The following is a 23,707-nucleotide window of genomic DNA, read 5'->3' as shown; positions in this document are numbered from 1 at the left end:
ATCGACGCCGGAAAACCGGACAACAAAATTGTAAAAACTCAGGCGGGGGTGATCAGGCGTGGTCCACCCAGGTCAGCAAGCCGCCGTAACGGTTGATGCGCAGCGGCAAGGTCGCGGCCAGCGCCGCCCAGGCCTCGTCGGGCCGGTCCAGCGAGAACACCCCTTGCACCCGCAGGCGAGCCGCCGCCGTGGTCAGGTGCACCGTCCCGCGCATGTAGGGGCGCAGCGCCGCCGCGACGTCTTCCAGTGAGGCATCCAGCACGTCGATCCGGCCTGCCTCCCAGGCCGCCAGCGCGGTGGCTGGCATGCCATCCAGCCGCCGGATGCCGTTTACGTCATACGCCGCCGCCTGGCCTTCCACCAACTGCTCCGTCGCGCCGCTGCGCGAGCGCACGCGCACGGTGTGTTCCAGCACTGCCGCCACGCTTTGTTCCGCTTCTTTCCGCACCATGTAGCGGGTGCCCAGGGCCCAGGCAGTGCCGTCGTTCGTGCTGACCCCGAAGGGCCGTGATTCATCCGGCGTCACGGTGGCGATCACGGCGCCTTGCAGCAGCCGCACGCGGCGCACCGCGCTGTTGAATTCAAGCCGGATCCGGCTGTCGGCATTCAGTTGCAAGCGGCTGCCATCGTCCAGCTGCACCGTGCGGCGCTCCGCCGTCCCGGTGACCAGATCACCGCGCTGCTGCCATTGCCGCGCACCGATCCAGCCGGCGCCGGTCGCTGCCGCTGCCAGCGTCAGGGTCTTGCCCAGGAACAAACGCCGCGATGGGCCGCGCACCAGGATGCCGCGCAGTGCTGCGCTGGCGGCATCCTGTGTGTGGGCCGCACCCAGCGTGCGTAGGGCTTGCAGCGGTCCCGCCACGCTTTCCTGCAACAGGGTCCAGGCCTGGGCGTGCGCGGGGTCGGCTTCCCGCCATTGCTGGAATCGGAGCTGTTCGGCGGCATCGGTGTTGCCGGCGTTCAGCCGCAGCATCCATTGCACGGCTTGGCGATCGATCTCGGGCGTCATGCGCCCGCCTCGCGACGCACCCGCAGACAACGTTCCAGGGCCAGCGCCATGTGGCGTTGCACGGTGCGCACCGATAAACCCATGCGGCGGGCAATGTCGTCATACCCCAGGCCGTCAAGCTGGCTGTAGAGAAAGACCGCGCGCACCGCCGGGGGCAGTCCATGCAGGACGGTGTCCACGCGCACCAGCATTTCCACGCCCAGCGCCACGGCCTCGGGCGACGGCGCCATGTCGTCGGCATGCAACGCCAGCCATTGCAGATACGCCTGTTCCAGTTCTCGGCGCCGCCAAAAATGGAACAGGAGCCGGCGGGCGATGGTGGACAGGTAAGCCTTGGGCTCGGCGATCGCCGTCACGGGTTCGCGGCTGACGGCGGCTTGCAAGAACGTGTCGGATGCCAGGTCCTCGGCATCCGCCTGATTGCGCAAGCGGAACCGCAGGCGGTCCACGAGCCAGGGACGATAGGTCACGTACAGGGAAGCCAAGGCGGAATGGGCGGAGTGCTTTCCCATGGACGGAAGATCTTAAAAAATAGGAATAAGTATCATTCAGTATATAGAAAAAGGTCCGCCGCAAATAGCGCGGGAACACCCGCAGTCCGCGTCGGTTGGCCGCAAGCGATCGAGCGCGATCCGCAAGGCGGCGCCGTGGAAGAAGCAAGACGGGAAAGGGGGCGCGCGGGCGTCCGTGCGCCAGGCGGCGAAGAAATCAGTGCGTACGGCACGGGGCCGAGCCACTGTGCGCATGGCCGGGTGCCATGCGATTGCCAATGATAATTGGCGGAAGCGGTGAGATTCGAACTCACGAACGGTTGCCCGTTGCCGGTTTTCAAGACCGGTGCAATCGACCACTCTGCCACGCTTCCGGGGATTGCTTGAACTTGCTGACTTGCTTGGCAGGCACGCTGTGCCTGTCGTCCGGCGATTCGGCCGTCAGGCAAACATTCTGCCTGAACGACAACGCGATATGCCGTAAAGGGCGCAATAATAATCGATTTGCTGCAAAGGAGGCACGCGATGCACGCTGTAGAAATCTCCCGCCCCGGCGGCCCCGAGGTTCTGGTCCCCGTAGAACGCCCCACGCCCGAAGCTGGCGCGGGTGAAGTCTTGATCAAAGTCAGCGCCGCAGGCGTCAACCGTCCGGACGTTTTCCAGCGCAAGGGCAACTACGCGCCTCCGCGCGGCGCCTCCGATCTGCCGGGTCTGGAAGTGGCCGGTGAAATCGTGGGCGGCGACGTGGCCGGCAGCGGCTTCGCCGTGGGCGACAAGGTCTGCGCGCTGGTGGCAGGCGGCGGCTACGCCGAATACTGTGTCGCGCCCGTGGCGCAATGCCTGCCCATTCCCAAAGGCCTGTCCGACATTGAAGCGGCCGGCCTGCCGGAAACTTATTTCACCGTCTGGAGCAACGTGTTCGATCGCGGCCGTCTGTCCGACGACGAGATCTTGCTGGTGCACGGCGGCGCCAGCGGCATCGGCACCACGGCGATTCAGCTGGCCCGTGCCATGGGCCACAAAGTCTATGCGACGGTCGGCAGCGATGACCGTGCCCGCGCCGTCGAAGCGCTGGGCGCCGAAAAGGGCATCAACTACAAGACCCAGGACTTCGTCAAGGAAGTCATGGACGCCACCGGCGGACGCGGCGTGGATGTCATCCTGGACATGGTGGCGGGCGATTACATCGCGCGCGACATGCAATGCCTGGCGGACGACGGCCGTATTGTCATCATCGCCCAATTGGGGGGCGCGCGCGCCGACGTGGATACGTCCCAGGTCATGCGCCGCCGCTTGACGATCACGGGTTCCACGCTGCGTCCCCGTCCGATTGCCTTCAAGGGCGCCATTGCCCGCGCGTTGCGCGAACAGGCCTGGCCTTTGTTGGAAAAAGGGGCCATCAAGCCGATCGTCCACGCCACGTTCCCGCTGGCCGAGGCCTCCAAGGCGCACGCCATGATGGAAGGCGGTGAAAATATCGGCAAAATCATCCTGACGATGTAAGAAACGCGCGGCGTTCGGCGTATCGCCGCGCAACAGGATACAATCTCGGGTTTCGCCTGGAATTTTTTCCAGGCTGGCCCGTGGGCGGTCGCGTCATCCCCCGGGGCTCACCCTCTCAGACAATTGCGCCATGACTTCAGTCGAAAACCGCGCCCGCCTCGTGCTGGGCAACTGGAAGATGCACGGCAACCTGGCCGAGAACGCCGCGTTGCTGACCGAGTTGCGCGCCGCGGATGCCGCGAGCCACTGCGACATCGGCATCTGTGTGCCGTTTCCCTATCTGGCGCAAGCCGGTTCAGCCTTGACCGGAAGCAGCGTGTCCTGGGGCGCGCAAGATGTCAGCGCGCACGAAAAGGGCGCCTATACCGGTGAGGTCTCCGGTGCGATGTTGAAAGAATTCGGCTGCCGCTGGGCGTTGGCCGGCCACTCCGAGCGCCGTGTTCTGCACGGTGAGACCGACGAGACCGTGGCCGCCAAGGCACAAGCCGCGCTGGCCGCTGGCCTGACCCCCGTGGTCTGCGTGGGCGAATCGCTGGCGGATCGTGAAGCCGGCAACACGCTGGCCGTCATCGAACGTCAGTTGAAGCCGGTTCTGGCGCTGGGCGCCGATGCCGTGTCGCGCATGGTGCTGGCTTATGAGCCCGTTTGGGCCATTGGCACCGGCCGCACCGCCAGCCCCGAGCAGGCGCAGGAAGTCCACGCCGCCATCCGCGCGGCGTTGCGCGCGCTGGGCGCGGCGCAGGTGCAAGTTTTATACGGCGGTAGCGTCAAAGCTGCCAACGCCGCCAGTTTGTTCGCCATGACTGATATCGACGGAGCCCTGGTCGGCGGCGCGTCGCTTGTGGCTGAAGAATTTTTGCGTATTGCCGCCATCTAAGTTTCCGTTCCGGAGTCTGTAATGCCCTTGATGCTTAAACTTCTGCTGGCCGTCCAAGTGATTTCGGCGCTGGCTATCATCGTTCTGGTCCTGCTTCAGCAGGGCAAGGGCGCCGACATGGGTTCCGCTTTCGGTAGCGGTTCGTCCGGTAGCCTGTTTGGTGCCACTGGCGCTGCCAACTTCCTGTCGCGCGCCACCAAGTGGGCCGCCGTGGTCTTCTTTGCCTCGACCGCTGGCCTGGCTTACGTCAGCCACAAGGGCACCAGCGGCCCGGCCGTTGACTCGGGCGTGATGCAAAGCTTCCCGTCTGACCGTTCCGTGCCGCAAGTGCCGGGCGCCGCGCCCGCCGCTGGTGGCTCGGTTCCTGGCGCCGCGTCGTCGGTTCCGGGTTCGGTGCCGGCAGCTCCTGCTGCCCCGGCCAAGCCTGACGCCTCGGTTCCGGCTGTGCCCGCTGCACCCGCCACGGGCGACAAGCCGGCCGAAACGCCTGCCAAGTAAGCCCACGGCAAGCACGAAAAAGACCGGCGCATGCCGGTCTTTTTCTTTGCCTGGGGGGCATGGAGGTTGCCGCAGATGCGGTTTGCGTCGGCCCCCCATTGCAGGCGCTTACGTCATTTATTCAATCCGTGCTAGAATGCTCGACTTTCTGGCAATGCCTATGGGCAGTGCTTCAGAAATCTGGTGAAAGCCGACGTGGTGAAATTGGTAGACACGCTATCTTGAGGGGGTAGTGGCGAAAGCTGTGCGAGTTCGAGTCTCGCCGTCGGCACCAAGAATTCCTCGCAAAAAGCCTGCTGAAACGTTACGTTTCAGCGGGCTTTTTGCTTGGGCGCGCATATCGCACACTCGGCCACTGCCAAGGGGCCAATGCAGGGGCCAATGCAGGGGCCAATGCAGGGGCCAATGCAGGGGCCAATGCAGGGGCCAATGCAGGGGCCAATGCAGGGGCCAATGCAGGGGCCAATGCAGGGGCCAAGGCAGGGGCCAACTACGTCAGATGGTGGCCGAACGCGATCACCGACACGACGAATACGGCCGCGCCAATCGCCGCCAGCCAATGGGCGCGTTTTGCCGCATGGGCGTTGTTTCGGCTCATGCCGACCATCAGCGCAACCAGCGTCCACAAGCCCGTGAATGCCAGCAGGGCAAGTGTGTAGACCCAATTCGAGAGATCGTAGCCGCCGCCTCCGATGGACGGGTAGCGGGCGCTTTTGGGCCATAGCAAGGCAATCAAGGTGCCGGCCACCAGGGCAAACAAGGCGAGCCAGATTTGGAATCCGCGGTCTTTCAGCATGGGTCTGGTCCAGGGAAAGAAATGCCATGAGGCATTCAGCGTTGTCGGTAAACGCGCGAAGGCGTTCATGCCTCTAGAAAATGTGCCCGCAATACCTCCACGTCCACACCCATCGTCACCCGTAAATACTGGTCCATGCCACCGAACTCCTGTTCGATCGCCTGCATGGATGCCTCTAGATATGCGGGCGCGACCTCAAGCAGCGGCATCATGACCTTATCGGGCACGCCGCGCTGGCTGGACTTGGCCAGGATTTCGCTGAAAAAGCGTGCGTTCCAGTGATTCGATTCCAGATAGTTCGACAGGATGTCGTCGTGCGCCACGCCTAGCGCGGAGAGCAGCAGCAGCGAGGCGAAGCCGGTGCGGTCCTTGCCTGCCGTGCAATGGAAAAGCAAGGTCTTGCCTGTCTGGGCGGTTTGCAGAAAGCCGCCGAATGGCGCTTGGTAGCGCGTGGGGAATTCGCGGTAGATCTCCACCATCATGGTGGTGCTGAATTCTGGCGTGGCTTCGCGCAGGCGAGGCAGCAGCGAGGCCATCGCCATGTTTCCGTCCAGCACGGGCGATGCGATCCAATGGAAGCGTTGGCCGAAATGGGCCTCGTCATGGGCTTTTTCTGGCTCCGCGCGAAAGTCGATGACCGCTTCAAGACCCAGCGCGCTTAGCGATTCAAGGTCCGCGGCGCTGGCTCGGCCGGGGTTTCCGCTGCGAAAGAGTTTGCCGGTGCGCAATGGCCGCCCTTCGGCGCCGGTCAGACCGCCCAAGTCGCGGGCGTTATGGACATTTTCCAGATTCAGGCCGCCTCGGCCTGTGCTAAGCGGTGCATCGGCGTGGTCCGTGCTGGGCATGGCGTGTGTCATGGATTCCGGATAAGAGGAAGGCTTGCCGGTGATCGTATCACCGCGGCCTGAAGCCGCCACGCAGCCTATCCCAGCTGGCCCAGCAGCCCGATCAATTGACGTTTGTCGGCCGCGCTCAGCAGTCTGCTTATCCGCGCATCGTGCGTCTGCACGGCCAGAGTGATATCGGCCAGTGCCGCGCGGCCCGCTTGGGTCGCCGCCAGCGAATACGCGCGTTCGTCGCGCTCGGCGGGGCGTCGGGGGCAGGACACCACGCACCCTCAGATCCACGGTGCGCCATTGGGCTTGGGGGTGCCCAGCGCGGTCAGCATGCCACCGCGATCATGGCGATACCGGCGTCTCTGCCTGATACGCCGCATGCAGCAATGCCAAAAATCGGGGGGCAGCGGGCAGGGTGGACGCACCGATCCGGTTTACCGGCACGCCGGGCGTCCACGAATTCATGACAACCGCGCCAAGCAGGGCAGGCACGTCTTCAGGCGTGATGGCCTGCACCCGCTGTAGCACGCCCATCCGGTCCAGTTGGCGCCGTACGATGCCCATCGTCGTGCCCGTCAGCATCGCGGCATCCGGCCACACGACCGCCTCGCCATCCCAGAACGCCAAGTTCCAGATCGACGCTTCGCTCAGACGGCCCTGCTGGTCCACGAACGCCGCATCATCAAACCCGTCTGCGACCGCCTGGCGCAATAGATAGGTCTTTGCGACTTCGCCCACATGCTTCACCGAAGGCAGCATCCGCTCATGCGCGATCGCCGCCAGCGCCAGCGGCCCGCTGGGGCCGGCCGAGGGTGGGCTGGTACGCACCAGTAGTTCCGGTTGCAGGTCGGGTCCGGCCACCGTGAATTCGCCGGCGGGGGAATACACCGTTGCCACCAGAGACATCTCCGCCGGCCCCGCCTGGATCGCCGCTCTCAGCGCGGCCAGGATCTGTGTGTCAGGCAAGGCCTGGCCGAACATGTCGATCGATGCTGTCCGCAGCCGCGCCAGATGCAAGTCCAGTCCGCGGACCCGTCCGTCCCGAATCTGCATGGCGGTGAAATGGGCGTAGCCGGCAAACGCCAAGGGCGTCAGGTCTTGCAGGGACGCGGACTGGGCATTGCGTTGCACGACAAATGAAGCGGGCGGGGTGACTGACATCGAAAGGCTCCGGAGGATGGATCATCAAGTCCTTTCACTATCTATGATTGCCCTGCCCAGGGGAAACGAGTAATTTTCACTGGATCATTAAATATGGCTTGAAGATGATGAATCGATTGCTGCCGGGTACGCGGGCCCTGAGAACGTTTGAGGCCGCCGCGCGCCATCTGAACTTCACGCGGGCCGCGGACGAGGTTGGGCTGACGCCAGCGGCCGTCAGCTACCAGATCAAAGAGATCGAAGACCAACTGGATATCGTGCTGTTCGTCCGCAGCAGCCGCAGCATCCAGCTGACGCCCGCAGGCAAGGTGCTGTTTGAGGCCGCAGCCGATGCGCTGGATACGCTGCAACGGGCGGCCTCCAAGGCCCGGCGCATCAGCCGCGGTTCCGCGCATCTGCGTATTTCAGTGGGCGCGCGCTTCGCTACCAACTGGCTGTTGCCGCGCTTGCCGCAATTCCGCGCCGCGAACCCGGGGCTGGAACTGACGTTCGATATCAGCGATGAGGTGCGGGATTTTGATGCCGATGACGTTGATGTGGCGATCCGGTTTGGCGCGGGCACCTACGGCGGCGCGGTCACGCACCGGCTGTTCCACACCCTGGTGGTGCCGGTGTGCAGTCCCGCGCTGCTTGCGGCCAGCCCCGCCTTGAAGACACCCCGTGATCTATTTGCCCACACGCTTTGCTATGTGGATTGCAGGCCGGGTGGCATGGTCTGGCCAAACTGGCCCATGTGGATGGCTGCGGCCGGCATTGAAGGTTTCGACGACAGCCGCAGCGTGGCTTTCACCGAGTCCAGCCATGTGGTGCAAGCCGTGATCGACGGTGGAGTCGTGGGGTTGGTGGAATGGGAGCTGGTTGAACGGGACGTCCAAGCAGGGCGGTTGGTCAGGCTTTTCGACGTGGGCGTACGGGTAGCGCCGGAATATGCCTACTACCTGGTGTATCCGCTGGGTAGCGATGCGGATTCCCGAGTGGGCGCGTTCCGGGACTGGATGATTTCAACCGTCGCGGAAGGGCGAACGAATAGCGCTATTGATCGTGTTGTTGGGTAGATTGAGTGCATGGATGGAACAGTTTGTTCCGGTCAAAATCCGCTGATTTCAAGCTTGGACGGGTGTTCTGGTCATGGGCCTGCCGGTAGAATTCGTTCGCATATCACCCTCTATCTACTGGTCGAAAGGTTATTTTCTTATGAGCAACGCTTATCTCGACGCACTCAAGAAGCGCCGCACGCAGTATTCGCTGGGCCGCAACCTGTCGGCCTCCAAAGAGGCACTGACCACCCTGATCCAGGATGCGATCAAGCACAGCCCCTCGTCCTTCAATTCGCAAAGCTCGCGCGCAGTGATCCTGTTTGGCGCCGAAAGCGTCAAGCTCTGGGATCTGGCCATCGAAGCCGTGCGCAAGGTTGCGCCCGCCGAAGGCTTTGACAAGACCGAAGCGAAGCTCAAGAGCTTTGCCGCAGGCGTGGGCACCGTGCTGTTTTTTGAAGACCAGGACGTGGTTCGCAGCCTTCAGGAAAAGTTTGCGCTGTATGCCGACAACTTCCCGGTGTGGTCGGAGCAGGCGGGCGGGATGGCTCAACTGTCAGTCTGGACCGCGCTGGCAAACGCTGATGTCGGCGCCAGCCTGCAACACTACAACCCGCTGATTGACGGCGTGGTGGCTGGCGAGTGGAAGATTCCCGCTTCGTGGAAGCTGCGCGCGCAAATGCCGTTCGGCTCGAACGAAAACGGTTTTGGCGACAAGGGCTTCATGGACGACGCAGAACGCTTCCGCGTCGCCGGCTGACCTGATTATCTTGGGCGCTGATTGGCGTTCGACATAATGGTGGGATTCAAACCCGCATTTTCCGTAGAGGGAAATGCGGGTTTTCAACGTTTTACGGGAAGCGACCGACCCGTCGCGCTCGGCAAACGTGCACGATGCCCAGTGCATAATGGCGGATGACCGGTCCATACCCATACCAGAATAGGGCCGATTGACTGCGCAGCGAAAGACGTGCGCGATTCCGAGGAGATGTTTGTTGGATCCGATACTCGCCGGACTGTCGAATTCCTTGCCGCAAGCCAAATCGGTCGAGCAATTGACCCGCCCGCTTCTCGATATGCTGGGTAGCGTCACGGGGCTGGAATCCACTTATCTCACGTCGATCGATTTAAAAGCCGATGTGCAGCATGTGCGTTTTGCGCGCAATGTCGGCGACCTGCAAATTCCCGAAGGCTTGTCAGTGCCGTGGTCGGACACGCTTTGCAAGCGCGCGCTGGAAGAAGGCCGCATGTGCACCAGCGATGTCGCCCACTGCTGGCCTGATTCCGATGCTGCTCGTCAGCTGGGCATCCAGACATATGTCAGCGCGCCCGTGCGCACGGACGAAGGCATGTTGCTGGGCACGCTCTGCGCCGCTAGCGCCAAGCAGCATCAGATCGCCCCGCAAGCCGAGACCGTGCTGAAGCTGTTCTCGAACGTGATCGCCAATTTCCTGGAACGTGAACTGCTGATGGAGCAGTTGCATGCGGCCAACGTCCGCCTGATGTCTTACGCATTGACCGATCCGCTGACCGGCCTGCCGAACCGCCGCGCGCTGTATGAAGAGCTGGAACGCCTGGAAAAACGCGCCTTGCGCGAGGGCGGCAGCGTGTTGGTGGGAGTGATCGATCTGGATGGTTTCAAGGGAATCAACGATACCTACGGGCACCAACAGGGTGACGTGTTCTTGCAGGAGATATCGCGGCGGCTGGCCAGCACGCTGCGTACCTCGGACATGCTGGGGCGCATTGGCGGCGATGAGTTCGTGCTGATCGGCCCGGGGCCCGCCATCGAACGAGGCAATGCCGGGCCAGGGGGTGAAGCCCTGCGCGGCGAAGCCGAAGACGCGGCCCGGGCGCTGGAGGAACGCGCGACGGCTGCGACCATTGGACGCTATCAGCTGGGCGAGGCGCAGGTACCGTATGAAGGCGCCAGCGTGGGCGTCGTGGCGGTGGACCCGCGTGGTCTGGACGCCGAGGCGGCGGTTCGTCTGGCGGATGCGCGGATGTACGAGATCAAGCGGGCACGCAAGGGCGCGCGGACGTTACATTGAAATTGAAGGCGATCTCGCCGCCTGGACGCTCCGGAACGATGAATTCTGTTTCATTTCCTGGAGTGCTCCCAGCCTTATTCACCCTCCGCAACATGCGCATAGTGGATAAAGGCTGCTAAATTCCCGCTTTCATGGGCGTCGATGGATGTTTTCCACTCTGGCGGCCCCAGGCCGAGAAATGCTCATTTCTCTACTTGCGATAGAACAGAACCGATGCTGAAAAGAAAACTAACGGCTTTTGGAATTTGCATGGCATTGTCGCTGGGCGGCATTGCAGCCACCTCGGCTCAGGCCCAGGCACCCGCGCAACCGCAGAAACCGGCGGAAGAGGCTGAACGCTATGGCCCGTTCGTCTTTTTCCCCAGCGCGCCCAGCCTGCTGATCTATCACACGGGTGTCGGCGCCAACGACATGCTCAATCTGAAGAAGGCGCTGCGCGAGCATCCCAGCATCGGCACCCTGATTCTTCAGAACAATGGCGGCGGGCTGGTGCATATCGGCCTGGTCGTGGCGGAAGAGGTCTACGAGCGTGGACTGAACACGTTCATTCCCAAAGACAGCTACTGCGCCTCTGCCTGCGCATTCGTGTTTTTCGCCGGCCGCCAACGGGTGGCCGAAGGCCGTTTGGGGGTGCATCAGATCTCCGCGCCGGAAATGACGGGCGAACAGGCTCAGTTCGGCGTATCGGATATTGTCGCGACGCTGCCGAAGTATGGCGTGTCGGCGGATGTGCTGGGCATCATGTTCAGCACGCCACCCAAGGAGATGTATTTCTTCACGCCGCAGGAAATCGCCAAGTACGGCATCAATCGCACGGGGCAGACGCAGACTGCGCAAAACAGCCCGCCACCGGCGAGCGCGGGCGGCCGTCAGGCCAATGCGCCGGCAGCGGCGCCGACGTCACCGCAAGCCCAGCCTCCCGCGCAAGCGCCGGCTCAAGCACCGGCTCAAACGGCGCATTCGAATACTGCGCCGGTTGCCAATCCGTACATGAAGAAGGAAACCGCGCCTGCGGCCATTTCGGACGAACAGAAGGCGATCAATGCGGCCGCGCTGATGATTCAGGCGGGTAGCGGCACAAATGAAGAAGCGATGAATTTCACGCGCGAGTTCTATGCGGACAGCGTTGACTACTTCAAGAAGCAGCGCCCCAAATCCGAGATTCTGGCGGACAAGGAAGCGTATTTCGCACGCTGGCCCATTCGCCGCTTCGTGGTGGACCAAAGCACCCTGAAGGCGAAGTGCAAGGACCAGATGTGCATGGTCGTGGGTATCTACGACTACAAGGTGTCCAGCCCGGCACGCGGCAAGACCGCCACCGGCGCGTCGAACTTCACCTATGTGCTGGACTTGCGCAATCGTTATCGCATTGTGATGGAAGATAGCGAAGTCATCAGCCGTTAAGCCGTCCCGGCTGGCTCCTGGAATAGAGAAGAACTTGATGAAATCCGGTTTGTCCCTGGTAAGACCGTTGCTTCTGGCTGGCTTGTTCATGGCATCGGCGCCCGCGCTGGCCATCAATTGCGGCAAGGCCAGCACTGCTGCTGAGAAACTGATCTGCTCGGACAAGAAGACCGTGGCAGCCGATGCTGAACTGAATCGGGCCTACAGCGCGATACTGAAGCAGGCGCCCGACGCCGACGTTCGCACCATGTTGATGGACAGCCAGAAGCGATGGGTCGAGGCGCGCGACAAGGCGCTGGACCGGCTGATCACGGACCCCGACGCGGTGTCCGATGACAAGACCGTGGGCGAGATCGTGCGCGAATTGATCCTTAACCGCGCGGCGCAGTTCAAGGAAACCAGGAAAGGATCCGCAACGCCTGACATGATCAGCCGTGTGGTTCAGCAGAAGCAATTCCAAGCGCAATTCACGGGGGGCGAGTTCGCGGGCTATTGGACGTCTTGCGATGTGCTCCCGCGCGATTATGACTACGCCTGCTTTGCGATTCGCCACTATCAGAACAACGACCGCGTTTGCTCCGTGGATGAGTCCTGGGCAACTGGCGCGGTTTACGTCAAGCGGTACGTCGCCAATGTGGTGGCCGGAAAGCCCAAGGTCATTGCGTCCTGCTCGTTCAACAGTTCGGACGAGGCTTGCGCCAGCGTGGGCGATACCAAGGCCAATTGGAATCGGCAGCCGAAAGCGCCGGAGTATGTCTATGCATCAGAGCCGTTGCCCAAGATCGACGGGGAGATTGATGCGTCGGATGATTTTGAATGGGTCAAAGCCTGCTTGACCGACCCTGCGTATCCGCCTGCCCAATAGACCCGTGCGGTATCTGCCGCTTGCTTGCCGTGACGCATTCTGAAACCCGCATTCCCCGATCGGAGAATGCGGGTTTTGTTTTGGGACGTAGCGCGCGGATGCGCGATCAGTCCGTCTTCCAGCCCCACTTCTTGAAGATGGCCTTGCCGTCGCTTGATGCCAGATAATCCACGAACGCTTGGGCCTGGGGATTGTTCTTGCCCTGTTTCGTCACGACTGCACCGGCGTCGCGATAGATGCGGTAGGGTTCCTCTATATCCACCACGCTGGCCAGCGTGGGATTCGAGACTTGCCAGATATTCCAGATCAGCCAGGCGTCGATGCTCTTGTCCTCGGTCCACTGGGTGCGTGCCATGGCGCTGTTGCCGGCCTCGGGCAGAACCAGGTTGGCGCGAAAGGCGCGCACGGTTTCAATATTGCCCAAGCGGCCCGCCACGTCTTCCCACAGCCCGGTTTGTCCCGCGCCTGACACGGCCATGACCTTGATGCCCGGTTTCAGCAAGTCCTTGAACCCGCTGATGCCCTTTGGGTTGCCGGGACGCACCAGGATCGCAGACGGGCGCAAGTACAGCGTGCGGGCGTCGCGCAGGTCAAACACGCCGGGCAGCGCGGTGGCAAAGCCACTCATCATGTTCTCGGCGCCGCTGAACAGCACGTCGGCATCTTGCTTGGCTTTGTCCGCCCAGGCCGGCGTGGGGCCAGCGGTGACGTTGACGTTGATGTGATGGGTGCGGCTAAATGCCTCGGCGGCTTCCTTCATGGCGGGGGCCGGGCCGCCGGGGCCGTAGACATTCAGGTCCTGCGCGGCCCACGCGGGGGCGGTGGTCAAGCATGCCAAGGCGACGATGCCGCCGGCGAAGGTTTTGAACGACTTCATATCCTTCCCTTTTCGAGTGTCTTCGATCCGCGCCGACAAGCGGCGTCCCAATGGATAGACGTTGGCGGACAGGTGAATATTCCGCAGGGAATGGTGCTTACCGGCGCCGCTACTCGACGCGGGCTTTAGAATTCGTCCTTGCGGATTTGAAATGGGGCGATTGCCCCGTACTGGCAGAGAGAGATCGATGGATAAGCGACAAGACCTGGAACAGCCGGCGATCCAGGAAGGCGCGGCGCATGCCGCAGGGGCGAACACGCCCGATGCCATCGCCATCGACATCGAAGCGGACCCGACATTGGGGTATGCCTCCATTCAGAATGCGGTTCCCGTCGTCCGTTCCCTGCGTCTGACCAATCGTTCTCCGCAGGGCTTCGAGAACATCGCAGTCCACCTTCATTGCAATCCGGCCTTCGCGCAAAGCGTCACATTGCGGTTCGACAAGCTTTCGCCCGGCGAAATCCGGCGCGTCTCGCCGTTGGACCTGGCGCCGGATCATGCCTACGTGGCCGATCTGCAAGAGGCCGTGCGCGCCGCCATCAACGTGACCGTGCAGGCGGGCACGCAGGAATTGGGCCGGGCGTCGCAGCCCATTACCGTGCTGGCCTATGACCAATGGGCCGGCACGCGCGCCTTGCCTGAACTGCTGGCCGCGTTTTCCATGCCCAACAATCCGGCGGTGGATGTGCTGATCGGCAAGGCGTCCAAGCTGCTGCGCGCGCAGCATGCCGAGTTGCAGATGAACGGCTACCAGTCCAAGAGCCGCGACGTGGTGTGGAAACAGGTGTCGGCCATTTACAGCACCCTGGCTGCCGAGAGCCTGCATTACGCCGAGCCGCCCGCATCCTTTGGTGTGGATGGCCAGAAGATCCGCACGCCAGACCGCATCATGGAAGCCCGTGTGGCCACGTGCCTGGACCTGGCCATGTTGTTCTCGTCCTGCCTGGAGCAGGCAGGGCTGCGTCCTGTCATCTTGCTGAAGGACGGGCACGCCTGGGTGGGCGTGTGGCTGCATCAGGCCTGCTTCGCGGACCCATTGACCGACGACGTGCAGGCCGTGCGCAAGCGCGTGGACAGTGGTGAGTTCCTGGTCTTTGAAACCACCGGCATCGCGCAACACCCGAACTTCCGTCCGTCGCTGCGGCTGGCGCTGGAGCAGGGGGCGGCGCATCTGCGCGAAGAGAACACGTTCCGCTACGCCATCGACGTGCATCGCGCGCGTGAATTGCAGATCAAGCCGCTGCCGTCGCGTGTGGTGTCGGTGACGCCGGGCGACGCTCACGACGTGGAGCGCCCAGCCGCCATCGAACCTACGCCCGACCTGCCGCCGCTGGACCCGGAATTCGTCATCAGCCTGGAGCCGGCCGACGACACGCCGGAAGGCCGATTGGCCAAGTGGAAATCGCGCCTGCTGGACCTGACACTGCGCAACCGCCTGCTGAATTTCAAGCTGACCAAGTCCACCTTGCCGCTGGTCGTGCCTGATCTGGGCCGATTGGAAGACGCCATTGTCGACGGCAGTGAATTCCGCATCCGCCCCTTGCCCGCCGCGCTGATGGAAGGCAACGACCCGCGCGTGGCCGACGTCCACGTCAGCCGTGGCGGCCGTGCGCCGGTGGACGACATGGCGCTGGAGGCGTTGGGCAACAAGGAACTGATCGCTCGTGTGACGCAGGACGCGCTGGACGCCAATCTGTTGACGATCTTCGGCGCGGCGCGCATCGGCCTGGAGGAAGGCGGCGCCAACACGCTGTACCTGGCGATGGGCATGTTGCGCTGGACGGAAAGCCCCGGTGCGGAAAGCGCCCATCTGGCGCCGCTGATCCTGGTGCCGGTGTCGCTGCAACGCCAATCGGTGCGCAGTGGTTTCCGGTTGGTACGCCACGATGACGAGACCATCATCAACCCTACCTTGTTGCAAATGCTGCGCAACAACTACGAACTGCGTATCCCGGGTCTGGATATCCTGCCCGCCGATGACAAGGGCGTGGACGTGGCGCGCGTGTTGCAAGCCTTCCGGCTGGCGGTGCGCGAGATCGCGGGCTGGGAGGTGCTGGAGCAGGTGCACCTGGGGATTTTCTCGTTCACCAAGTACCTGATGTGGAAGGACTTGCAGGACCGCACCGAGCAACTGAAAGCCAATCGTGTCGTCAAGCATCTGATCGATCATCCCGGCCAAGCTTTTGCGAAGGAACCCCTGGATGCGCGTTTTGACCGTCTGGACGACAGCTACAAGCCTGAAGACCTGTTGACCCCGCTGCTGTCGGACTCGTCGCAGTTGAAAGCCATTTGCGCCGTGGATGCCGGCCGCGACCTGGTGCTGGAAGGTCCGCCGGGAACGGGCAAAAGCCAGACCATCACCAACCTGATCGCGCACTTGCTGGCCCGTGGCAAGACGGTGTTGTTCGTATCCGAAAAAATGGCCGCACTGGAGGTCGTGCATCGCCGGCTGGCCAATATCGGCCTGGGCCCGTTCTGCCTGGAACTGCATTCGTCCAAGGCGCGCAAAGCCGAAGTGTTGCAGCAGTTGGGCAAAGCGCTGGACCATGGCGGCCAGCGCACCAGCGACGACTGGGGCCGCGAGGCCGAGCGCCTGGCCGTGCTGCGCCAGGAGCTGAACGGTTTGGTCGATGCGCTGCATCACGAGTACGCCAATGGCCTGACGGTGTTTGATGCCATCGGCACCTGCATTCAGAACGCGGGGAAGGATCCCTCACCGTTGTCCTGGCCGGATGCGCAGGTACACGGGCGCAAGGACCTGGCGCAATTGCGCGAGACCGCCCGACGCATGTCCACGCTGTCTGGCGAGCTCGGCACGCTGCACGGCCATCCGCTGGCACACATCGGCATGGCCGAGTGGAGCCCCAGCTGGCAAGACGCGCTCTTGCTGGCGGCACAGGCGCTTGAACAGGCGGTCGCCGAATTTCAGGAACGAGCGGTGTCGGTGGAAGAAGGCCTGGGTCTGCCGACCGCCGGCCTGAGCCTGGACGCCTATGCCAAGCTGGATCAATTGATCGACGTGCTGCTGGCCGCGCCGCAAGTGCCAGCCGGATTGGCCGCGCAAGCCCACGATGCCGTCGTCCGGTCTCAAGTGCAGGCCATGGCCCGCCACGGACTGGCGCGTAACGCGCATTGGGCGCAAGTGGGCACGCAATGGAATGCGCAACTGGCTGAGCTGGACGCCAATGTGCTGAAAGCCGAATGGCTGGGCGCCTGCTCGACATGGTGGCCGAAGTCCGTGTTCGCCAAGGGTGGCATCCGCAAGCGTCTGGCGGCGTATCGCACAGACGCGCAACGTCCGGATGAGGCGGCGATAAGCGCCGTGCTGGCGCCACTGTCGATGGTCAACACGGAAGATCGCGAGTTGGCTGTCTTGAAGGCGGATGCCCAGCGTCTGCTGCTGGACACCTATGACGGACTGGGCACGGATTGGGAACAAGTCCAGCGCCACGAGCAATGGGCGCAACGTTTCGCCGACATCGTGACCCTGGTCGCGGGTGATCCCGCCGCGGCGGCCGACCTGCGTGCGCGCCTGCAACCGCTGGTCAGCGAAAACCGGGCATTCCTACAAACTGGCGCCGTCTTGGGCAGGCACTTGCTGGACTATCGCCATGCGTGGCGAGCCCTGCAAGACAAGCTGGCTGATGTCGACACGCTGGCCAAGCCCGTCCAGGCGTTGTCGGGCGCCACGGACGCCAATGGCGCACTGGAACGCATCCAGGCCGTCATCGCCGGCTGGCGCCACAACAAGCAGTTTCTGATGCCTTGGTGCGTCTGGCGCGAAGCGCGTGAGCAGGCCGTCGGGGCCCAATTGCAAGGCTTGGTCGCATCCCTTGAACAGGGCCGCGTGCCGCTGGAGCAGGTGGAAGCCCATTTTGAATTCAGCTACCGCAACTGGTGGGTGAAGAAGGTCATCGACCATTCGCCCGTGCTGCGCTCCTTTTCCAGCGCCGACCACGAACGCAAGATCCGGGAATTCCGCGATGCCGATGACCGGTTCCAGAAACTGACGTCTGCCTATATCGCCGCGGTATTGGCAGGCAAGGTGCCCGCCGGCAATGGCATCCTGGTCAGCCCCGACAGCGAATTGGGGCTGCTGCGCCGCGAACTGCAAAAGAAGGCCCGCCATGTTCCCGTGCGCCAGTTGATGCAACGCCTGCCGTCGCTGTTGCCCAAGCTGAAGCCTTGTCTGCTGATGTCACCGCTGTCTGTCGCGCAATACCTGGATGCGGGCCATTCGCAGTTCGATGTCGTCGTCTTTGACGAAGCGTCGCAGATTCCCGTGTGGGATTCCGTGGGCGCCATCGCGCGCGGTCAGCAACTGGTGGTGGTGGGCGATACCAAGCAACTGCCCCCCACCAGTTTCTTCAGCAAATCCACGCCCGAGGAAGACGGCGCTGGTGATGACGGCCAGGTGGAAGACCTGGAGAGCATTCTGGACGAGTGCCTGGGCGCGGACATGAACCGCCTGCGCTTGCAGTGGCACTATCGCAGCAAGCACGAAAGCCTGATCACCTTCAGCAACGTCACCTACTACGACTCGCAATTGATCACTTTCCCGTCGCCTGTCACGGATGACGTGGCCGTGCGCCTGGAGAAGGTGGCCGGCATCTACGATCGGGGTGGCAGCCGTACCAACCGCCGCGAAGCGGAAGCCATTGTGCAAGGCATCGAGCAACACTATCTGGACAAGTCGCGCCGCCGTCAGACCTTGGGCGTGGTCACGTTCAACCAGCCTCAGCAATCGCTGATCGAAACCCTGCTGGATGCCCGGCGCCGCACCAACGCGGAACTGGACAAGGCGATTTCCGCGCAGTCCCGCGAACCGTTGTTCATCAAGAACCTGGAGAACGTGCAGGGTGATGAGCGCGACGTCATTTACTTTTCGATCACGTTCGGCCCGGATGCGGCCGGCAAGATGACGATGAACTTCGGGCCGCTGAATGGCGAAGGCGGGCATCGCCGTCTGAACGTCGCCATTTCGCGCGCGCGCGAAGGCGTGGTGATCTACAGCACCTTGTTGCCCGAGCAGATCGACCTGTCGCGGGTGCGCGCGACCGGTGTTCGCGACTTGAAGCACTACCTGGAATTTGCGCTGAAGGGGCCGCGCGCCTTGGTCGAGCAATCGCTGCCGACCGGACGTGAACCTGACAGCCCGTTTGAAACCCAGGTCATCAAGGTGCTGCGCAACCAGGGCTGGGTCGTGCATCCGCAGGTGGGATGTTCGGGCTACCGGATCGATATGGGCGTGGTGGATCCGCGTGCGCCCGGGCGGTATCTGTTGGGGATCGAGTGCGATGGCCGGGCGTACCATTCCGGGGCCACGGCGCGCGATAGGGATCGCTTGCGGCAGGTCGTGCTGGAAGGCTTGGGATGGCGCCTCCATCGCGTCTGGTCGACCGATTGGTGGATCAATCCGGAGCGGGAAGTCCAGAAGATCCTTGCCCGCTTGAACGCGGAGCTGGAGCGCAAGACCGAGGAAGCGCCAGAGGTCGAAGGCGTGGTCCAGGAGGACGTTGCGGATGCCGCTGGCGCGGTGGAATTCGTGATCACCACCGAAGAGGGCGCTGCGACGGCTGAACACGACGCATCGCCTGGCATGACGGACGGTTGGATGACGTATCAACAGGCGGAGTTGACGGGCGGCGACCCAGAGGCGTTCTACAGCCGCGGCAGCAACGGCCAGCTGGCCGAACAACTGCGCGCGGTGATTGACGCTGAAGGACCGATTTCCGAGGCTGTGCTGCATCGTAAGGTGGCGCGTGCCTGGGGATTGGAGCGAACGGGTGTCAGGATCGTGGAAAGACTGCGTGCCTTGACGCCCGGGGACGTGGGCCAGACCGAGGAAGGTCATGCCACGTTCTATTGGCCCACGGACGTGAGGCCCGAAGAATGGAAGGATTTTCGCGCAGCAGGCGATGATGACGCATCACGCCGCCGGATTGACGACGTGTGCATCCAGGAATTGGCCAACGGCGTCATGCGTGTGCTGGCCACGATGGGCAACGCGCCCAAGTCCGATGTGATCAAGTCCGTGTGCCGGATGCTCGGCATGTCACGGACGTTGACGGATGCGGAGGCCAGGTTGGGACTGGCGGTGTCCCTGTTGGTGGATCGGGGAACCATCCGTGACAGCGAAGGGATGCTTCGGGGAGCGTGAACCGTCGCTGGGTAGGGTTTCCGGTGAGCGGTGCGTCACGGAAACGGGCAGCCGCTTAACGGAAGGGAGTCCGAGCCCGATGCAAACCGAAGCGGCCATGTCGCGCGGATCGGACTGCCTGGCGCCATCTTGCGCGGCCCTTCACGTTGGCGGCCGGTCAGTCGGGCAAGCACTTCGTGTTCGTTGGAAGTAAGCGCCAAGAAAGTGCTGATTTTGGATGTGCCAGGGATCAAAGACCTGCGGGGTGTAGCGCAGGTATGGTGTCAGACTGTAATTGCGGATCGAGTCCGCAGGCGAGAAATGGAACGGCCGAACCCCTGTTGCTGCCGCATGACGCGGGGTTGCCAGGCTTGCCGTAGCCTGGATTCGAGGGCAGATCATGCAGCAAGATCTTGAAACTGTCTGGGGGCCTGTTCGCCTGATTCGTCCATACTGTGGACGTAGAATGCCGCTTTTCATCAGTGCCATCCGGCTTACAGGAACGAACCATGAAAAAAACAATCCTCCTTGCGTCCGTGTGCGCCGCGCTGCTTCAGGCTTGCGCCCCGGTTTCCTCCCCCAGCGAAGGATCGTCCTCCATGCCCAACACCACCGCCACCTCGCCCGCCAGTCAATTGACCCTGCCCGCGTATTACTGGCGTCTGGCGTCTGCCACTGATTCGTCCGGCAAGCCGATTGCCGCGCTTCAGAAAGGGATCGAACAGCAATTGCGCCTGACGTTCTCAGGCGATGCCTTGAATATTCGCGGTGGCTGCAACGCGCAGTTCGGCGGGTATACCTACAAGAACGGCGTGCTGCATGTGAATAACCTGGCGTCCACGATGAAGGCTTGCGAGCAAAGCCTGATGCAGCTGGATGCCGAGATCGGCCAGCGGATCAAGGGTGATCTGCGGGCGACGCTATCCGGCGATACCGCCGAGCCCGCATTGGAACTGGTGGCGCAAGATGGCAGCGTGCTCAAGTTTGTGGGTGAACCGACGCCCGAGACGCTGTATGGCAGCGCCGGCGAAATCATGTTCCTGGAAGTCGCTGCGAAGAAGGTGGAATGCAGCCACCCGCTGATTCCCGGCTACCAGTGCCTGAACGTGCGTGAACGCCGCTACAACGAGGCAGGCATCCAGCAGCCGACGCAGGACAAGTGGCATCCGCTTTATCAGTCGATTGAAGGCTACGAGCACCACGATGGCGTGCGGACGGTGTTGCGCGTGAAACGTTACGACTGGAAGAACCCGCCCGCCGATGCGCCGTCGAAGGTGTATGTGCTGGACATGGTTGTCGAGCAGGATGCGTCAAAGAAATGACGGCAGTCTGACGATGGCAGACCGTGGCCTGCGCGCCGTTTGAGCAGGCACGAATAAAAAGGAGCCGGGCAGTTGCCCGGCTCCTTGCATTCGTAGCGGCTCTTCAGTTACCGGAAGGCCGCAGTGTCAGCGTGTCCGCGCGTTCGCTATCCACCTTGGTCCGGCTGAACGCCATGGGGAAATATTCCCCCGTGGCCCAACCCTTGAGCAGATCCTGATAATGCGGACTGCGGGGATCCGCCGATTGTCCCGGGACGTTCTGGACGCGCGAGTTATCCCAGTTGGCCACATCGATCACTTGGCGGTACGACGAACCGCTGATCTGACGGAAGTCGGTTTTGCGGAACGTACCGCGATGCACCGTGTCGTTGTCGCCGCCGACCGGATAGCGCGGCGTGCCATAGGCGCGGGCGGTGTCAGGCGGCAGCAGGCTTGCCAGGCTGTGCTCGAACTGGATGTGATGCAGCTTGCCCCATTGCCACTGGGTCGCATCCGGTCCAAGCTTTGCCCGCAGCTTTTGGGTGCCGTCGGCCAGCGCTTGCAGCAGCAGCGCGTCACGGCCTTGCTGCGGCGTGGGGCCGAACGCCGCGTCGGGAGTGGCCAGCTTCTCTAGCGTCTTGCGGGTAGAGAGTTCGCCGAAGGCCGCGCGGCCGTTGGCTGGCACGTAGAGATCCGTCACGCGCTTGACGACTTCGGGCAACCAGAATGCATAGACCGAGGCGGCCCGCGAGTCGGCGCCCATGCGATAGTCCCAATCCTTGAGCAGGGCCAGCGCTTCATTCGTTGCGGGGTCGGCCGAATTCAGGGACTTGGCATAGCCCGCGAGGGTGCGGGCCGGGATGGAGAGATTGTCGTACTGAAGATCTTGGGATTGCTGCACCGTCAGGCCTTTGCCTTCGGCCAGGACTTCTCGTATGCGCTGCACGCGGTAGGGTTCGGCCCAGGTGCGCGCCGACATGTCCTTGTACGCGAAGTCGGCGGGCAGGTTGTACTCGTTGGCGGTGGCGACGTAGCCTTCGGGCGGGTTGTAGGCTCTGGGCAACGCGCTGCCCGGCAGGATGCCGGCCCATTCGAAATCGCCATTGCCGGGCACGGGCAGCATGCCTGACCAGTCGGCGCGCGGACGGATCGGCGCGATGCTGCCGCCAAACCAGCCGATGTTGCCGTCCACGTCGGCATACACCATGTTCTCGCTGGGCGTGTAGTGCTTCTCCATGCCGGCCACGAACTCGTTCCAGTTTTGTGCCTGGTTCAACCGCAGGCTGGCCAAATAAGCCGCCGTGCCCGGGTACTGTAGATACGCGGCCCGCAAGGCGTAGGCCTTGTGCCGCACCAGATCTTCGTGGATCACCGGGCCGTGGCGCGTGAATTTCAGGTTGCGGACGGCGGGCGTTGCGCCCCGCACGGGAATGGACTCGTCGACCTGGCGCATTTTTTCCCAACCCCCCTTGTATCGGTATTCGCTGGGATTGGCCGGGTTGGTGTCATAGACGTAGAGATCCTCTTCGTCGCCGAACGCAAAGATCGTCAGCCCGAAGGCGATGCGGTCGTTGTGACCCATGGATACGCCGGGCAACGCGGGCTCTCCGGCGCCGATCACATTCCAGCCCGGTGCGTTCAAGTGCACCATGTATCGCAGCGAGGGCATGGTGATGGAGCGGTGCGGGTCGCCCGCCAGGATGGGCTTCCCACTGGCGGTGTGCTGCCCGCCAATCGTCCAGTTGTTGCTTTCATAGCGGGTCGCCATCGGATCGAAATCCGGGTCCAGCGACGCCAGCCTGCCTTCCGAGAGCGCGTTGGCAAGTCTTGCGCGCTCGTCGGCGGCAAGCGGGCTGCGCGGGAAGTCGGCTGCGACGAATTTCTGGCCATCGCGCGCCAGGGCGTAATCGGCCAGGATCGTCTTGTCGATCTGACGCACGTCCAGGCCCGCCGGCACCTGCAACGCCAGCGGCGGCTCGAAGGTGCTTAGCCCTTGCACGTTGTTCAGGCCCAAGTTGGCGACCTGCTGCGCCATCTTGACTTCCTCGTTGAGGTTGCGCGTCAGCGCGTAGATGCGGATCAGCGAGGTCTCCGGGCTCCAATAGCCGGGTTCGGTGCCGGTCAGCTTGAATTCGGGTGGCAATTGTTCGGGATTCGCCTTGACCCAATTCACGTAGGCGTTGATGCCGTTCGCGAAGGCGGTCAGGATGGCCTTGCCCTCGGGATGGTAGCTGGCGAATTCAGCTTGCATGTCGCCACGGAAAAGGAACAGGCGGGCGGCGCGGTCCTGCTCGATGAAGCGCGGGCCGAACTGTTCGGCCATCTTGCCTTCGCCCTGACGGCGCCAGAGGTCCAGTTGCCACAAGCGGTCGCGCGCGGCGCTGAAACCCTGGGCAAAGAACAGATCGCTTTGGTTCTGCGCATAGATATGCGACACGCCGTGCTTGTCCCTGACGATCTCCACGGGCTGGGACAGTCCCGCCATGTTGATCGTGTCTTTCTTGCCGCCCGGCGCGGCGCAGCCAGCCACCAAGACAATCAGCCCGCTCGCCAGCGATGCGGCGATCCTGCGATAAAGAATACGCATGGCTCCTCCTCGAGATTATTGCTTTTGTATATGCCTACAGGCCCCAGGGCGTCATGCCGCCGGACGCGCCCGCAAGCAAGCCATAGAACTAAATCAGGCGAGGCGCTCGAGGTGTTTTATTTGATGAAATCTGAGTGGGCTTGTAACGCCGGCCACGCACGCGGCCGCGCCTGGGGGCGCTGCCGGATGGGCTCCGGGGGCGGCTTGGGCGGCAGGAGAGGCCAGCCGGTCATCCAATGCATGAAATTGCAGTCTGATACTTTTACTCAGGGGCGATG

Annotated in this window: 18 protein-coding genes and 2 tRNA genes; 11 read left to right on the top strand and 9 right to left on the bottom strand. The window is 62.9% G+C overall.

The annotated features are described in order from the left end of the window. Positions 1-52 precede the first annotated feature (52 nt). From HV753_RS21400 to HV753_RS21390, 3 genes are all read right to left on the bottom strand, one after another. Positions 53-1,009: a FecR family protein gene (locus HV753_RS21400; RefSeq protein WP_175176585.1), complete on the bottom strand. Its 957-nt coding sequence runs from the start codon at positions 1,007-1,009 to the stop codon at positions 53-55. Beyond that, a complete protein-coding gene (locus HV753_RS21395; RefSeq protein WP_175176584.1) occupies positions 1,006-1,521 on the bottom strand; it encodes a sigma-70 family RNA polymerase sigma factor in 516 nt (171 codons plus the stop codon). The genes HV753_RS21400 and HV753_RS21395 overlap by 4 nt, the downstream gene beginning before the upstream one ends. Positions 1,522-1,786: 265 nt before the next feature. Continuing rightward, positions 1,787-1,874: transfer RNA gene (locus HV753_RS21390), tRNA-Ser, on the bottom strand. A 151-nt stretch (positions 1,875-2,025) separates the two neighbouring features. Here HV753_RS21390 and HV753_RS21385 point away from each other — a divergent pair. The 4 genes from HV753_RS21385 to HV753_RS21370 all read left to right on the top strand — a co-directional run bounded on the left by HV753_RS21385 (position 2,026) and on the right by HV753_RS21370 (position 4,652). Further along, a complete protein-coding gene (locus HV753_RS21385) occupies positions 2,026-3,003 on the top strand; it encodes an NAD(P)H-quinone oxidoreductase (protein ID WP_175176583.1) in 978 nt (325 codons plus the stop codon). Positions 3,004-3,133: 130 nt separating this feature from the next. Continuing rightward, on the top strand, positions 3,134-3,880 hold the full coding sequence (gene tpiA / locus HV753_RS21380) for a triose-phosphate isomerase (protein WP_175176582.1): 747 nt from the start codon (positions 3,134-3,136) through the stop codon (positions 3,878-3,880). Between the two features lie 21 nt (positions 3,881-3,901). Continuing rightward, positions 3,902-4,378, top strand: a complete 477-nt coding sequence (gene secG, locus HV753_RS21375; RefSeq protein ID WP_175176581.1) for a preprotein translocase subunit SecG — start codon at positions 3,902-3,904, stop codon at positions 4,376-4,378. Between the two features lie 189 nt (positions 4,379-4,567). Then, a tRNA-Leu gene (locus HV753_RS21370) sits at positions 4,568-4,652 on the top strand. A gap of 216 nt (positions 4,653-4,868) precedes the next feature. On the opposite strand, the gene HV753_RS21365 is transcribed toward HV753_RS21370, so the two are convergent. The 4 genes from HV753_RS21365 to HV753_RS21350 all read right to left on the bottom strand — a co-directional run bounded on the left by HV753_RS21365 (position 4,869) and on the right by HV753_RS21350 (position 7,171). Further along, entirely contained in the window at positions 4,869-5,174 is a 306-nt protein-coding gene (locus tag HV753_RS21365) for a hypothetical protein (protein WP_175176580.1), read from the bottom strand. Between the two features lie 65 nt (positions 5,175-5,239). Further along, positions 5,240-6,019 carry a tyrosine-protein phosphatase gene (locus HV753_RS21360; RefSeq protein ID WP_175176692.1) on the bottom strand — a complete coding sequence of 260 codons (780 nt, stop codon included), beginning with the start codon at positions 6,017-6,019 and terminating at the stop codon, positions 5,240-5,242. Positions 6,020-6,096: 77 nt separating this feature from the next. After that, a complete protein-coding gene (locus tag HV753_RS21355; RefSeq protein WP_246288343.1) occupies positions 6,097-6,282 on the bottom strand; it encodes a hypothetical protein in 186 nt (61 codons plus the stop codon). Between the two features lie 70 nt (positions 6,283-6,352). Next, positions 6,353-7,171, bottom strand: a complete 819-nt coding sequence (locus HV753_RS21350) for an aminotransferase class IV family protein (RefSeq protein ID WP_175176579.1) — start codon at positions 7,169-7,171, stop codon at positions 6,353-6,355. Positions 7,172-7,278: 107 nt separating this feature from the next. On the opposite strand from HV753_RS21350, the gene HV753_RS21345 reads away from it, so the two are divergent. The 5 genes from HV753_RS21345 to HV753_RS21325 all read left to right on the top strand — a co-directional run bounded on the left by HV753_RS21345 (position 7,279) and on the right by HV753_RS21325 (position 12,525). Then, a complete protein-coding gene (locus HV753_RS21345) occupies positions 7,279-8,226 on the top strand; it encodes a LysR substrate-binding domain-containing protein (RefSeq protein ID WP_175176691.1) in 948 nt (315 codons plus the stop codon). Positions 8,227-8,365: 139 nt separating this feature from the next. Next, a complete protein-coding gene (locus tag HV753_RS21340; RefSeq protein WP_175176578.1) occupies positions 8,366-8,965 on the top strand; it encodes a nitroreductase family protein in 600 nt (199 codons plus the stop codon). Between the two features lie 235 nt (positions 8,966-9,200). Then, entirely contained in the window at positions 9,201-10,256 is a 1,056-nt protein-coding gene (locus HV753_RS21335) for a sensor domain-containing diguanylate cyclase (RefSeq protein WP_175176577.1), read from the top strand. A 249-nt stretch (positions 10,257-10,505) separates the two neighbouring features. After that, positions 10,506-11,660 carry a COG3904 family protein gene (locus tag HV753_RS21330; RefSeq protein WP_246288342.1) on the top strand — a complete coding sequence of 385 codons (1,155 nt, stop codon included), beginning with the start codon at positions 10,506-10,508 and terminating at the stop codon, positions 11,658-11,660. Positions 11,661-11,697: 37 nt separating this feature from the next. Continuing rightward, the gene (locus tag HV753_RS21325) at positions 11,698-12,525 is read left to right on the top strand and encodes a lysozyme inhibitor LprI family protein (protein ID WP_175176576.1); all 828 of its coding nucleotides are present in this window, start codon (positions 11,698-11,700) and stop codon (positions 12,523-12,525) included. A gap of 106 nt (positions 12,526-12,631) precedes the next feature. Here the strand turns inward: HV753_RS21325 and HV753_RS21320 are convergent, their stop codons facing one another. Further along, complete coding sequence (locus HV753_RS21320) at positions 12,632-13,402, bottom strand: extracellular solute-binding protein (protein ID WP_175176575.1); 771 nt, start codon at positions 13,400-13,402, stop codon at positions 12,632-12,634. A 187-nt stretch (positions 13,403-13,589) separates the two neighbouring features. On the opposite strand from HV753_RS21320, the gene HV753_RS21315 reads away from it, so the two are divergent. Then, the gene (locus HV753_RS21315; RefSeq protein ID WP_175176574.1) at positions 13,590-19,562 is read left to right on the top strand and encodes a DUF3320 domain-containing protein; all 5,973 of its coding nucleotides are present in this window, start codon (positions 13,590-13,592) and stop codon (positions 19,560-19,562) included. 578 nt (positions 19,563-20,140) lie between these two features. Further along, a complete protein-coding gene (locus tag HV753_RS21310) occupies positions 20,141-20,863 on the top strand; it encodes an META and DUF4377 domain-containing protein (RefSeq protein WP_217481489.1) in 723 nt (240 codons plus the stop codon). A gap of 103 nt (positions 20,864-20,966) precedes the next feature. Here the strand turns inward: HV753_RS21310 and HV753_RS21305 are convergent, their stop codons facing one another. Further along, positions 20,967-23,429, bottom strand: a complete 2,463-nt coding sequence (locus HV753_RS21305; RefSeq protein ID WP_175176572.1) for a penicillin acylase family protein — start codon at positions 23,427-23,429, stop codon at positions 20,967-20,969. Positions 23,430-23,707 lie beyond the last annotated feature (278 nt).

Source organism: Achromobacter pestifer, assembly GCF_902859625.1.
GTDB lineage: Bacteria > Pseudomonadota > Gammaproteobacteria > Burkholderiales > Burkholderiaceae_B > Achromobacter > Achromobacter pestifer.
This window is presented reverse-complemented; position numbering and strand designations above follow the sequence as displayed.